The 13,190-nt window shown below is 69.1% G+C and carries 9 protein-coding genes; 8 read left to right on the top strand and 1 reads right to left on the bottom strand.

The window, feature by feature from the left end; all coding sequences use genetic code 11:
* Nucleotides 1-54 precede the first annotated feature (54 nt).
* Nucleotides 55-1,914, bottom strand: a complete 1,860-nt coding sequence (locus ACWDSL_RS47200) for a glycoside hydrolase family 97 catalytic domain-containing protein (protein ID WP_450495131.1) — start codon at nt 1,912-1,914, stop codon at nt 55-57.
* 163 nt (nt 1,915-2,077) lie between these two features.
* Between ACWDSL_RS47200 and ACWDSL_RS47195 the strand changes: the two genes are divergently transcribed.
* The 8 genes from ACWDSL_RS47195 to pssA all read left to right on the top strand — a co-directional run bounded on the left by ACWDSL_RS47195 (nt 2,078) and on the right by pssA (nt 13,102).
* On the top strand, nt 2,078-4,939 hold the full coding sequence (locus ACWDSL_RS47195) for a glycosyl hydrolase family 95 catalytic domain-containing protein (RefSeq protein WP_450495129.1): 2,862 nt from the start codon (nt 2,078-2,080) through the stop codon (nt 4,937-4,939).
* Between the two features lie 385 nt (nt 4,940-5,324).
* Complete coding sequence (gene ccrA / locus ACWDSL_RS47190; protein WP_450495127.1) at nt 5,325-6,689, top strand: crotonyl-CoA carboxylase/reductase; 1,365 nt, start codon at nt 5,325-5,327, stop codon at nt 6,687-6,689.
* Nucleotides 6,686-8,722 (top strand): protein meaA, encoded by a 2,037-nt coding sequence (locus ACWDSL_RS47185; protein WP_450495125.1) that lies wholly within the window; start codon nt 6,686-6,688, stop codon nt 8,720-8,722. The genes ccrA and ACWDSL_RS47185 overlap by 4 nt, the downstream gene beginning before the upstream one ends.
* Entirely contained in the window at nt 8,719-9,693 is a 975-nt protein-coding gene (locus ACWDSL_RS47180) for an HpcH/HpaI aldolase/citrate lyase family protein (protein WP_450495123.1), read from the top strand. Before ACWDSL_RS47185 ends, ACWDSL_RS47180 begins: the two co-directional genes overlap by 4 nt.
* A 5-nt stretch (nt 9,694-9,698) precedes the next feature.
* On the top strand, nt 9,699-10,205 hold the full coding sequence (locus ACWDSL_RS47175; protein WP_385618846.1) for a MaoC family dehydratase: 507 nt from the start codon (nt 9,699-9,701) through the stop codon (nt 10,203-10,205).
* 1 nt (nt 10,206) lies between these two features.
* Complete coding sequence (locus tag ACWDSL_RS47170; RefSeq protein WP_450495122.1) at nt 10,207-11,418, top strand: acyl-CoA dehydrogenase family protein; 1,212 nt, start codon at nt 10,207-10,209, stop codon at nt 11,416-11,418.
* 183 nt (nt 11,419-11,601) lie between these two features.
* Entirely contained in the window at nt 11,602-12,249 is a 648-nt protein-coding gene (locus tag ACWDSL_RS47165; RefSeq protein ID WP_450495121.1) for a phosphatidylserine decarboxylase, read from the top strand.
* Nucleotides 12,236-13,102, top strand: a complete 867-nt coding sequence (gene pssA / locus ACWDSL_RS47160) for a CDP-diacylglycerol--serine O-phosphatidyltransferase (protein WP_450495120.1) — start codon at nt 12,236-12,238, stop codon at nt 13,100-13,102. The genes ACWDSL_RS47165 and pssA overlap by 14 nt, the downstream gene beginning before the upstream one ends.
* Nucleotides 13,103-13,190: the final 88 nt, after the last annotated feature.

The following is a 13,190-nucleotide window of genomic DNA, read 5'->3' as shown; positions in this document are numbered from 1 at the left end:
CACGCCGTGACGTCGGCGTGTCGCTGTCTCATACTCACCGCAAACGCACTGCCCCTACCCCGCCTGCGTAAAGCGGACCGCGAAGCCGCCGTTCTTGGGGATGGCGATCGACAGGCGGGAGGCGGACGTCACGTCGCGCGTCTCGGTGACGATCTGGCCGTCCGCGCCGTCTTTGTAGAGCTCGGCGCGCCACTTGCCCGCGCCCAGGAAGGTCAGCGGCTCGTCCAGGGTGCGGGCGTCGCCCGAGGTGATCGCGCCGAGGTACCAGTCGTCGCCGGAGCGGCGGGCGAGGACCGCGCGGTCGCCGGGGGCGCCGTCGACGAGCTTGGTGTCGTCCCACACCGTGGGTACGGTCCGCAGGAACTTCCGGGCGAGCGGCTTGCTGTCGTACGACTCGACGCTGTCGGCGAAGTGCTGCACCCCCGACTCGTACACCACGGACAGCGCGAGTTCCGCCGCGTCGCTGGTGGGCCGTACCCCGGTGAAGGTGACGGGGGTGAAGTCCATGGAGCCGATGAGGTTACGGGTAAAGGGCAGCGTGGTGTAGTGCGCGGCCGGGAAGGGTTCGCGGCCGGGCTTGGGGCGGGTGCCCTCGGCGCCCTTGACGGCTTCGGTGCTCATCAGCTGGGGCCAGGTGCGCTCCTGGCCGCGCGGGATGGTGGCGCCGTGGAAGTTCAGCATGAACTGGTACTTCGCGCTGTCCTTGAAGACCGCGTCGTACCACCGCATCCGGTCCTGCCCGTCGGACTCCAGGAAGTCGATCTTCAGCCCGACGACGCCCCAGGACTTCCACAGTGGCATCAGCCGGTCCCGCTCGCTCTGCGCGTCGATGGTCTGCCAGCGCGCCCACAGCCAGATGCCGACGCCCTTCTCCTTGGCGTATGCGGTCAGCTCGGGCACCCAGTCGTTGCTCCAGCCGGAGTCGACGAGGACGTAGCTCCAGCCCTCCCGGGCGGCGAAGTCGACGAACTTCTTCTGCGCGGCGAGGCTGGTCGGGCTCTGCCCGTCGGACCACCAGGACCACGCGGCCTTGCCCGGTTTGATCCAGGAGGTGTCGGCGACCTTGGAGGGCGCGGCGAGGTCGGTGGGCAGGTCGCTCTCGGTGACGGTGGCCAGGTCGCCGATGACGAGGGTGCGCCAGGGCGTGGTGAGGCCGGGGGAGCTGACCTCGGCGGGGTCGGGGAGGGTCAGCTTGAAGCGGTCGGTGGTGGCGTCGAGGGTGAGGCGGGAGCCGCCGTAGGAGCTGTTGAGGTCGGCTTCCTCGACGAGCAGCCAGCTGTCGCCGATGTGGAACAGCGAGGGGTAGCCGTAGTCGCCGGCCTTGGCGTCGGCGACGGTGGTGTGGTCGTGGGCGGACTCGTAGTCCTGGCGGCCGTTGTCGTAGGGCAGCAGGAAGGAGTCGGCGGTCGGCGGGACGGCGAACTCGGTGGCCTCGCCGAGCACGGTGACGGTGTCCGTGCCGCCCTTGCCCGGCAGTACGTAGCGGTAGGCCAGCCCGTCGGCGGCGACCCGGACGACGACCTTGAGGGTCTGCCCCTGCTTGCGGAAGGTGAAGGTGGACTCGGAGGCATCGGAGGTGTGGTGGGTGCGGCGTCCGCTGACGGTCGTGTACGTCTCATGGATCCGCCGGTCGCTGCGTCCTTCGTAGCGCAGCCCGGCGCTGAAGTCGGCGTCCGCTGTGCGGATGCCGAGCGCGGAGGGGCGCAGGACGGTGGTGCGGCCGTGCTGGGCGGACAGGGTCAGCCCGCCGTCGCGGCTCAGCGTGAGCTGCCCGCTGACCTGGCCTTGTCCGGTCAGCCGCCAGCTGTGGTCATCGGCTTTCGCGTCGGCCTGCGCCCGTAGTGGTACGAGGACGGCCACGGCGCAGGCGATGGCCGCCGCGGCTCTGGTGACCCTGGATCGTATGACGCGCAACGTTCCCTCCCGATGGAGTCGGCTCTGGGGGTGCGGCAGGAGTGCGGCTCGATACATCTGATCTATCCGGCGTCTTGACGCATCATTAGCCCGTTCCTACGCTCCCGTCTAGCCAAATCATCGGATCAATCTGTTTGCTGTGTTGGATGGAGCTGGTCGAAAGATGGCAGTCAGCAGACGTGGATTCCTGGGCCGGGTGGCGGCCGGCGCGGCCGCCGGGACGACGGCGGGGGCCACCCTCGCCGAACCGGCCTCGGCGGCGCCCCAGCAGGCCGTGGCCCTGCGGGGCATGCGCACGGACAAGGAGTGGGAGCGGTTCCTCGCCGGGCAGGACCTGCTCTGGAAACGGATGCCGCGCACCTGGTACGAGGGACCGTTCCTCGGCAATGGGCTGTTCGGCTCGATCGTCTACCAGGAGCCGGGCGAGAACGCCCTGCGCTTCACGGTCCACCACAGCGAGTCCCAGGACCACCGCCCCGCCGAGGGCGGCAGCGACTGGGGCGTGGCGCGGCTGCCGGTCGGCAATCTGCTGCTGCGCCCGGTCGGCGCGATGACCGGCGTCGATCTGCGCCTGGACCTGTGGAACGCCGAGGTGCGCGGCACGATCACCACCGACAAGGGCACGCTGAAGCTGCGCGCCCTGGTGCACAACGACCGGACGACGCTGCTGGCCACCGTGGAGGCGAGCGAGGGCGAGGAGGGCTTCCGGTGGGAGTACCGCCCCTCCCCCGCGATCAGCCCGCGTATCGTCCGCGAGGATCCGCCCAAGGGCTTCGAGCCGAACCCTGCCCCGGTCAGCCGCACCGAGGACGGAATCGGCATCACCGTCCAGTCGCTGGTCCCGGGCGGGCAGACGGCGAGCGCGTACAAGGAGCGCGGTACGGGCCGGGAGCGTACGTACTACCTGGCGGTCGCACACTCCTTCCCCGGCACGGACGCGGAGGGCCGGGTCCGCACCACCGTCCGCAAGGCGTCCGCGCTGCCCGTCTCCAGCCTGCTGCGCTCCCACCGCGACTGGTGGCACCGCTTCTACCGCAAGAGCTTCATCTCCCTCCCCGACGGCATGCTGCAGAGCTTCTACTGGATCCAGCTCTACAAGCTGGCCTGCGCGGCCCGTGAGCACGCCCCCGTCATGGCCACCACCGGCCCCTGGGTGGAGCCCACCCCCTGGCCCGGGGTGTGGTGGAACCTCAATGTGCAGCTGGAGTACTGGCCGGTCTACGGCTCCAACCACCTGGAGCTCGACGCGATCCCGCGCACCCTCACCGAGAACACCGATGTCCTGATCAAGGCGCTCAAGCCCGAGTACCAGGCCGATTCGGCCGGGCTGCGCCGCTCCACGGACGCGCAGTGCGAGGACAACGGCTCGATGGCGGTCCCGGGCGTCGGCGACCCGGAGGTCGGCAATCTGCCGTGGGCGCTGCACAACGTATGGCTGACCTACCGGCACTCCATGGACCGGGGTCTGCTGGAGGATGTGCTCTATCCGCTGCTGCGCCGCTCCACCAACTACTACCTGCACTTTCTCCAGGAGCAGTCGGACGGCAGGCTGCATCTGCCGAAGACCTTCTCCCCCGAGTACGGGTCGGCCCCGGACTGCAACTACGACCTGGCGCTGCTGCGCTGGAGCTGCACAACCCTGCTGGAGACCGTCGAGCTGCTGGGCAAGGACGACGAGCTGGCGCCCAAGTGGCGCGAGGTGCTGGACAAACTGGTGGACTACCCGGTGGACGAGAACGGCTTCATGATCGGCACCGGGGTGCCGTTCGCGAAGTCGCACCGGCACTACTCCCATATGCTCTCCGTCTACCCCCTCTACCTGGTCAACTGGGACCAGAAGGAGAGCCGCGACCTGATCGCGCGCTCGCTGGAGCACTGGATCAGCTTCGAGGGCGCGCTGCGCGGCTACAGCTTCTCGGGCGCGGCCTCGATCTCCACCCAGATGGGCCGGGGCGATGACGCGCTGAAGTATCTGCGCGAGCTGGTGGCGCGGTTCATCCAGCCCAATACGCACTACTACGAGGCGGGCCCGGTCATCGAGACCCCGCTGTCGGGCGCGCAGTCCATCCACGACATGCTCTGCCAGAGCTGGGGCGACACCATCCGCTTCTTCCCGGGCGTGCCGGGCGAGTGGCGGGACGTGACGCTGCACGACTTCCGCACCCAGGGCGCGTTCCTGGTCAGCGGGGTGCGCAAGGGCGGTACGACGCGCTGGGTGCGGGTGCGCAGCCTGGCCGGGGAGCCGTGCCGGGTCCGGCACTCGATCGGCGGGCGGATCACCGTGGCCGGGGTCGGCGGGCCCGCGCCGAAGTGGCGCGAGGTGGCCGACGGCGTGATCGAGCTGGACCTGGACCGGGACGAGGAGGCGGTGGTGTATCCGGCGGGGTCGCGGCCGGACTTCGAGATCGCGCCGGTGAAGGTCACCACGCCCGCCGAGCGCTGGGGGCTGCCGGCGCTGCCGGAGACGGGCGCGGCCACCCCGGTGGATCTGGTCGGCCACTTCGACAACGACGCCATCACCACCGAGATGTACTACGGGGACGGCGACTTCGACGGCACCGGCCGGACGTATCCGATGGCTCAGCTGCCGCAGACCGGGCAGACGGAGGACGACGGGATCACCTTCTCGTTCACCAACGGCAGCGAGGGCTCCAACAACAACGTCATCGCGGCCGGCCAGAAGATCTCCGTACCGGCGGGCGCCTACGCCAGGCTGCATGTGCTGGGCTCGGGCGATACGGCGGATGTGACGGTGCCCGCCGAGCTCGGTTACGCGGACGGCTCGACCGCGAAGGTGAACGTCGCGCTCACGGCCTGGCTGTCGGGCCCGAAGTACGGCGAGACGGAGGCGGTGCGCACCAGCCAGATCCACACCCGTACCGGCCCGCTGGGCACCAAGGCGGCGATCTTCCACCAGAAGGTGGAGCTGGACCCGGCCAAGGAGCTGGCCACCGTGACCCTGGGCGCCCCCTCGGGGACCGCGAGGGCGCATGTCTTCGCGCTCACGCTGGAGAAGACCGGCTGACCCCACGCAATCACACACCGAACGCGACGGCCGTCCCATCCGGGGCGGCCGTCGCCGCTTATGCGTGCGCTCAAGTCGCCGCTCATGCGTGCACTCAAGATGACAAATGAGAGAAATTGTTGGCACGCAGTGTCTTGCGACCTGGCACAGGGTGCCATACGGTGATGTTGTCCGAGCGGACGACGCGCAGCACGAACAACGGCGCGCCGACTGTCCCCGCAAGCCGCTTTGCGCGCCCGGACCGCCTGCGTCACCAGGCACCCTCCGCGCTACCCGCGCGCTGCTCAGCACCACCTCCGCCGAACCGACGGCACCAGCAGCACAGCACCCGTCAATGAGCCCAGCGATCCCTCAAGCGTCCCCCGACGCTTCGCCGGAGGCACCGATGAACGAAATCCTGGACGCGATCCTGGCGTCGACAGCGCCCGACCACGGCTCCCCCGCCCTGGGGCCCGCGGACTTCGCCGCCCTGCCCGTCCCCGAGTCGTACCGCGCGGTGACCGTGCACAAGGACGAGGCCGAGATGTTCACCGGCCAGACCACCAAGGAGAAGGACCCCCGGAAGTCCCTGCACGTCGACGAGGTGCCGGTGCCCGAACTCGGCCCCGGCGAGGCCCTGGTGGCCGTCATGGCCTCCTCGGTCAACTACAACTCCGTGTGGACCTCGATCTTCGAGCCACTGCCCACCTTCGGGTTCCTGGAGCGGTACGGCAGGCTCTCCCCGCTCGCCAAGCGGCACGATCTGCCGTACCACATCATCGGCTCCGACCTCGCGGGCGTCGTGCTGCGCACCGGTCCTGGCGTCAACATCTGGCAGCCCGGCGACGAGGTCGTCGCACACTGTCTGTCCGTCGAGCTGGAGTCCGCGGACGGCCACAACGACACCATGCTCGACCCCGAGCAGCGCATCTGGGGCTTCGAGACCAACTTCGGCGGCCTCGCCGAGCTCGCGCTCGTCAAGTCCAACCAGCTCATGCCCAAGCCCACCCATCTGAGCTGGGAGGAGGCCGCCGCCCCCGGCCTGGTCAACTCGACCGCGTACCGGCAGCTGGTCTCCCGTAACGGCGCCGGGATGAAGCAGGGCGACAACGTGCTGATCTGGGGCGCCAGCGGCGGCCTCGGCAGCTACGCCACCCAGTTCGCCCTCGCCGGCGGCGCCACCCCGATCTGTGTGGTCTCCTCGCCCCGCAAGGCCGAGATCTGCCGGGCCATGGGCGCCGAGGCGATCATCGACCGCAGCGCCGAGGACTACAAGTTCTGGAAGGACGAGCACACCCAGGACCCGAAGGAGTGGAAGCGCCTCGGCAAGCGCATCCGCGAGCTGACCGGCGGCGAGGACGTGGACATCGTCTTCGAGCACCCCGGCCGGGAGACCTTCGGCGCGAGCGTGTACGTCACCCGCAAGGGCGGCACCATCGTCACCTGCGCGTCCACGTCCGGCTACACCCACGAGTACGACAACCGCTACCTGTGGATGTCGCTCAAGCGCATCGTCGGCTCCCACTTCGCCAACTACCGCGAGGCCTGGGAGGCCAACCGGCTGATCGCCAAGGGCAAGATCCATCCCACCCTCTCCAAGGTCTACCCCCTGGAGGAGACCGGCCAGGCCGCCCACGACGTCCACCGCAACGTCCACCAGGGCAAGGTCGGCGTGCTGTGCCTCGCCCCCCAGGAGGGCCTGGGCGTGCGCGACCCGGAGCTGCGCGAACGCCACATCGACGCCATCAACATCTTCCGGGACGCCGCATGACGCCCCGCGAAGAGCGGAGGGAACGGCGGGGGCAGAAGGACCGGCCCTGGCTGATGCGGACCTACGCCGGGCACTCCTCCGCCGAGGCCTCCAACGACCTGTACCGGCGCAACCTCGCCAAGGGCCAGACCGGCCTGTCCGTCGCCTTCGATCTGCCCACCCAGACCGGCTACGACCCGGACCACATCCTGGCCCGCGGCGAGGTGGGCCGGGTCGGCGTCCCGGTCTGCCACCTCGGGGACATGCGCCGGCTGTTCCAGGACATCCCGCTGGAGCGGATGAACACGTCCATGACCATCAATGCCACCGCCATGTGGCTGCTGGCGCTGTACCAGGTGGTCGCGGAGGAGCAGGGCGCCGACGTGGCCGCGCTGCAGGGCACCACGCAGAACGACATCGTCAAGGAGTACCTGTCGCGCGGGACGCATGTCTTCCCGCCCGGGCCGAGCCTGCGGCTGACCACCGACATGATCGCGTACACGGTCGGCGCCATCCCCAAGTGGAACCCGATCAACATCTGCAGCTACCACCTCCAGGAGGCCGGGGCCACCCCGGTGCAGGAGATCGCCTACGCGATGTCCACCGCGATCGCCGTGCTCGACGCCGTACGGGCCTCCGGGCAGGTGCCCCAGGAGCGCTTCGGCGATGTGGTGGCCCGTATCTCCTTCTTTGTGAACGCGGGCGTCCGGTTCATCGAGGAGATGTGCAAGATGCGCGCCTTCGGCCGTATCTGGGACCGGATCACCCTGGAGCGCTACGGCGTCCAGGACCCCAGGCACCGCCGCTTCCGCTACGGCGTCCAGGTCAACTCCCTCGGGCTGACCGAGGCCCAGCCGGAGAACAACATCCAGCGCATCGTGCTGGAGATGCTGGCGGTCACCCTCTCCAAGGACGCCCGCGCCCGCGCCGTACAGCTCCCGGCCTGGAACGAGGCGCTGGGGCTGCCGCGCCCCTGGGACCAGCAGTGGTCGCTGCGCATCCAGCAGGTCCTCGCCCATGAGAGCGATCTGCTGGAGTACGACGACATCTTCGCCGGCTCGCACGTCATCGAGGCCGAGGTGAACGCGCTCACCGAGGCCGCGCTGGCCGAGATCGACCGGATCCAGGAGATGGGCGGGGCCATGGCCGCCGTCGAGTCCGGCTATCTCAAGGCGCAGCTGGTCGCCTCGCACGCCGAGCGCAGGGCGCGGATCGAGGCGGGCGAGGAGAAGATCGTCGGCGTCAACTGCTACGAGTCCACCGAGCCCAATCCGCTCACCGCCGATCTGGACACCGCGATCATGACGGTGGACCCTTCGAGCGAGGCGCGGGTGGTCCGTGCGCTGGTCGCCTGGCGCGACCGGCGCGAGGAGGGCCGGGCCCAGGACGCCCTGGCCGCGCTCAAGAAGGCCGCGGCGGGCAGCGACAACCTGATGGGCCCGACCCTGGAGTGCGCCCGCGCGGGCGTCACCACGGGCGAGTGGTCCTGGGCGCTGCGGGATGTGTTCGGCGAGTTCCGCGCCCCGACCGGGGTCGGCGGGGCGCCCGTGGCGGTCGCCGCCGAGGCGGGCACCCCGCTCGCCGCCGTACGGGCCAAGGCCGCCGCGACCGCCGCCGGCCTCGGCGTCGGCAAGCTGCGGCTGCTGGTCGGCAAGCCCGGGCTGGACGGGCACAGCAACGGCGCCGAGCAGATCGCCGTACGGGCCAGGGACGCCGGTTTCGAGGTGATCTACCAGGGGATCAGGCTCACCCCCGAGCAGATCGTCTCGGCGGCCGTCGCCGAGGACGTGCACTGCGTCGGTCTTTCCATTCTCTCCGGTTCGCACGCCGAGCTGGTGCCGGACGTACTGGCCCGGCTGCGCGCGGCCGGGGCGTCCGACATCCCGGTGATCGTCGGCGGGATCATCCCGGCCGCGGACGCGTCGGCGCTGCGCGAGGCCGGAGTGGCTGCCGTCTTCACCCCGAAGGACTTCGGTATCACAGAGATCATCGGCCGTATCGTCGACGAGATCCGCACCGCGAACCACCTCGACCCCCTGGAGGTCCCCGCATGACCGCGCACCAGTCGCCCGTGAACCGTCTGCGTCCGCGCCGCTCCTGCCTCGCCGTTCCCGGCAGCAACCCGCGCTTCCTGGAGAAGGCGCAGGGCCTGGCCGCCGACCAGGTCTTCCTGGACCTGGAGGACGCATGCGCACCGCTGGCCAAGCCCGGGGCGCGGCACACCATCGTCAAGTACCTCAACGAGGGCGACTGGACGGGCAAGACCCGGGTGGTGCGCGTCAACGACTGGACCACCGAGTGGACGTACCGCGACGTGGTGACGGTGGTGGAGGGCGCGGGCCCCAACCTCGACTGCATCATGCTGCCGAAGGTGCAGAACGCCGAGCAGATCGTCGCGCTCGATCTGCTGCTGACGCAGATCGAGAAGACGATGGGGTTCGAGGTCGGCCGGATCGGCATCGAGGCGCAGATCGAGAACGCCCAGGGCCTGAACAACGTCAACGCGATCGCGCAGGCCTCCCCGCGCATCGAGACGATCATCTTCGGCCCGGCCGACTTCATGGCCTCGATCAATATGAAGTCGCTGGTCGTGGGCGAGCAGCCGCCCGGCTACCCGGCCGACGCCTATCACTACATCCTCATGAAGATCCTGATGGCCGCCCGCGCCAACGACCTCCAGGCGATCGACGGACCGTATCTCCAGATCAAGAACGTGGACGGCTTCCGCGAGGTCGCGGGCCGCGCCGCCGCGCTCGGCTTCGACGGCAAATGGGTGCTGCACCCGGGCCAGGTCGAGGCCGCCAACGAGGTCTTCTCCCCTTCGCAGGAGGACTACGACCACGCCGAGCTGATCCTGGACGCGTACGAGTACTACACGTCCGAGGCGGGCGGCAAGAAGGGCTCGGCGATGCTCGGCGACGAGATGATCGACGAGGCCAGCCGCAAGATGGCGCTGGTGATCGCCGGCAAGGGCCGGGCCGCCGGGATGGCCCGTACGTCCCGCTTCGAGACCCCGGAGGCGTGAGCGCCATGCAGTTCGGCCGCACCTATGAGGAGTTCTCGGTGGGCGATGTCTACCGGCACTGGCCGGGGAAGACCGTCACCGAGTACGACGACCACCTCTTCTGTCTGCTCACCATGAACCACCACCCGCTCCACCTGGACGCCAACTACGCCGAGAAGACGACGGACTTCGGCAAGAACGTGGTGGTCGGGAACTACATCTACTCGCTGCTGCTGGGGATGTCCGTCCCCGACGTCTCCGGCAAGGCCATCGCCAATCTGGAGGTCGAGTCGCTGCGCCATGTCGCGCCCACCTTCCACGGCGACACGATCTACGGCGAGACGACGGTGCTCGGCAAGACCCCGTCGAAGTCCAAGCCCGACCGGGGCGTGGTCCATGTGGAGACCAAGGGCTACAAGCAGGACGGCACGCTCGTCTGCGTCTTCCGGCGCAAGGTGATGGTGCCGACGGCGACGTACATCAAGGAGCGGGGCGGCGAGCAGCCCGGCCGGCCCCAGCTGGGAGAGGACTGAGATGAGCCGCCTCGCGCAGACCGACGGCCTGACGGACGTCCAGCAGGAGATCCTGGCGACCGTCAGGGACTTCGTCGACAAAGAGATCCTGCCGGTCGCCACCGAACTGGAGCACCGCGACGAGTACCCGGCCCAGATCGTCGAGGGCCTGAAGGAGCTCGGCGTCTTCGGGCTGATGATCCCCGAGGAGTACGGGGGGCTCGGCGAGTCGCTGCTGACCTACGCGCTGTGCGTGGAGGAGATCGCCCGCGGCTGGATGAGCGTGTCCGGCATCATCAACACCCACTTCATCGTCGCGTACATGCTTAAGCAGCACGGCACCCAGGAGCAGAAGGAGTACTTCCTGCCCAAGATGGCGCTGGGCGAGATCCGCGGCGCCTTCTCGATGTCGGAGCCGGGCCTGGGCTCGGATGTGTCCGCGATCAGCACGAAGGGCGTCCGGGACGGCGACGACTATCTGCTCACCGGCCAGAAGATGTGGCTGACCAACGGCGGCACCTCCACGGTGGTGGCGGTGCTGTGCCGTACGGATGAGCCGGGCGCGGCGGATGGCGACGTCCCTCCGCACAAGTCCATGACCACCTTCCTGGTGGAGAAGGAGCCGGGCTTCGGCGAGGTCCGCCCCGGGCTCACCATCCCCGGCAAGATCGAGAAGATGGGCTACAAGGGCGTCGACACCACCGAACTCATCCTGGACGGACTGCGCATTCCGGCGGATCGCGTCCTCGGCGGCACGACCGGACGCGGTTTTTACCAAATGATGGACGGAGTGGAGGTCGGGCGGGTCAATGTGGCCGCCCGTGGCTGCGGTGTGGCGCGCCGCGCCTTCGAGCTCGGCGTTGCATATGCACAGCAGCGGCACACCTTCGGCAAACCCATCGCGCAACATCAGGCCATCCAGTTCAAACTGGCCGAAATGGCCACAAAGGTCGAGGCGGCCCATGCGATGATGGTCAACGCGGCCCGTAAGAAGGACTCGGGCAGGCGCAATGACCTGGAGGCGGGGATGGCCAAGTACCTGGCCTCCGAGTACTGCAAGGAGGTCGTGGAGGACGCCTTCCGCATCCATGGCGGCTACGGCTTCTCCAAGGAGTACGAGATCGAGCGCCTGTACCGCGAAGCCCCGATGCTTCTCATCGGCGAAGGAACCGCCGAGATCCAGAAAATGATTATCGGACGACGACTGCTGGAGGAGTACCGTATCAACGGCTGAATTTACCTTTTTGGCATGGTATTGCGGTGGTGACCGCGAGAAGAAGATCACACCATGCCGGGGAGACTTCAGCCACCGACAGGCCCCGGCGCTTGCCCAGTTACCGCTCGCAACCGATACGATCCCGGAAAGCCGCCGTCCCCAGATGTTATGTTGCGGCACCCTCCGCTACGAAGGTCATCCATGCCCCACAGCCAATCCTCTGCACCTCGCGGCCGCGTCCGCCTCGCGCGCGGAGCGTCGCCGTGGCTCCTCCCGACCGTCGCCACGGCAGCGGTCAGCCTCACTCGCGCCCGCCGCTCCGGACGCTGGGCGGCGGTAGCCGTGCCCGCCACCGCTCTCGCGGCGGGCATGCTGTGGTTCTTCCGCGACCCTGAGCGAGAGATCGCTGAGGGCCGGGTCATCTCTCCGGCCGACGGCGTGGTGCAGAGCATCATGCCGTGGAAGGACGGGCGCACCCGCGTCGCCATCTTCATGAGCCCGCTGAACGTCCACGTCAACCGCGCCCCGCTGGCCGGCACCGTGACGTCCGTCGAGCACATCCCCGGCGGCTTCGTGCCCGCGTTCAACAAGGAGAGCGAGAACAACGAGCGGGTTGTCTGGCACTTCGACACCGAGCTCGGCGACATCGAGATGGTGCAGATCGCCGGCGCCGTCGCGCGGCGCATCGTGCCGTATGTGCCCCAGGGCACCAAGGTGGAGCAGGGTGAGCGGATCGGCCTGATCCGCTTCGGTTCGCGCGTCGACATCTACCTCCCCAAGGGCGTCGACGTCGCGGTCGAGGTCGGCCAGAACACCACAGCGGGGGTGACTCGCCTTGACCGTCACTGATCCCGAGACACAGGCCGCCGCCTGGGCCCCGGGGGCCGAGGTGGATGATGACATCGACGAGACGGACGACATGCCGCTGTCGACGCGCCTGTCGATAGCGGACACGCTCACCCTCGGAAACGCGACCTGTGGCTTCCTGGCGGTGTACTTCACCACCACCGGCGTCCTCATCCCGCACCTGACGGGCAGCGAGGACGGCGGCATGACCCGGCACAGCGCCGCCTCCGCGGTCATGCTGATGCTGCTCGCCTCCGTCTTCGACCTGTTCGACGGGCTCGTCGCGCGCAAGCTGCGCAGCTCGGCGATGGGCGCGGAGCTGGACAACCTCTCCGACCTGATCAGCTTCGGGCTCGCCCCCGCGTACTTCGTGGTGGTCTGGGGCATGGTCGCCGACGACGCCTACCAGCGGGTCTCGGCGGTCGCCGCGATCGTGGTACTCCTGGCGGTGGTGCTACGGCTTGCGAGATTCTCCTGCGTGACCATGCCCCACGGCGTCTTCCAGGGCATGCCGAGCCCCTTCGGCGCGCTCACGGTGGTGTCGGTCGTGCTCCTGGGCCTGCCGTTCGTCCCCACACTGCTGGCCATCGTCGGCGTCGCCTGGCTGATGGTGAGCCGCGTGGAGTACCCCAAGCCCCGCGGCCGGCTCGCGGTCGCCATGCTGAGCTGGATCGTCACCAGCATGGCCCTCCTGGCGGCCTGGGCCTTCGAGGCCCCCGGCGGCGAGCTGCTGCTCCAGACCGCCTGCGCCCTGCAGCTGGTCCTCGGCGCGGTGATCCCCCTCTTCGCCATGGCCCGCCGGGTCAACGCCTTCCGCGACAACCGCCGCGAGGCGAGGACGGCGCAGCTGCCGTAGCGCGACGATCAGGCATACGAAACGGGGTGGGGGCCGGCGGTTGGCGCGGGGCCCCCCCCGTTGCGGCGGTGTTGTTCCCTTGGGTATA

It is taken from the genome of Streptomyces sp. NPDC000941, from assembly GCF_053599555.1.
Note: the sequence above shows the minus strand (reverse complement) of the source record. Positions and strands in the feature narration are given on the sequence as shown.